This window comes from Streptomyces sp. CO7 (assembly GCF_053474865.1).
Genome location: NZ_JBRIOU010000002.1, coordinates 1,428,506 through 1,428,914, shown reverse-complemented (window position 1 = coordinate 1,428,914; position 409 = coordinate 1,428,506). Strand labels below are relative to the sequence as shown.

General features: G+C 74.1%; 1 protein-coding gene. It reads right to left on the bottom strand.

Annotated features, from left to right (window positions below):
• On the bottom strand, positions 1 to 341 hold a 341-nt coding region (locus tag ACOV8S_RS08525), incomplete at its 3' end, for a roadblock/LC7 domain-containing protein (RefSeq protein WP_448317399.1).
• Positions 342 to 409: the final 68 nt, after the last annotated feature.

Below are 409 nucleotides of genomic sequence, written 5' to 3'. Positions count from 1 at the left end.
GCCAGGTAGGGGCGCACGCTCTTGACCAGCATCGCCATCTCGTAGCCCAGGACGGCGGCGTCGGTGGCGCTGTCGGCCAGCACCGCGAGGCAGGTGCCGGAGCCGGCGGTGGTGACGAACAGCAGGGCGGATGTGAGTTCGACGACCACCTGGCGGACGTCGCCGCCGTCGTCGAAGGTGAGTCCGGCGCTGCGGCCGAGGGAGTGCAGACCGGAGGCGAGGGCGGCCATGTGGTCGGCGCCCTCCTGGTCCAGGCCGTACGCGGAGCGGACCAGGCCGTCGCAGGAGAGGAGCACGGCGCTCCTGGCGTGCGGCACGCGCCGGACGAGGCCGGCCAGCAGCCAGTCGAGGTCGGCGGCGCGGTCGGTACGGGGGTCGGTGTGCGCGGTGGTGTGTGTGGCGGTGTGCG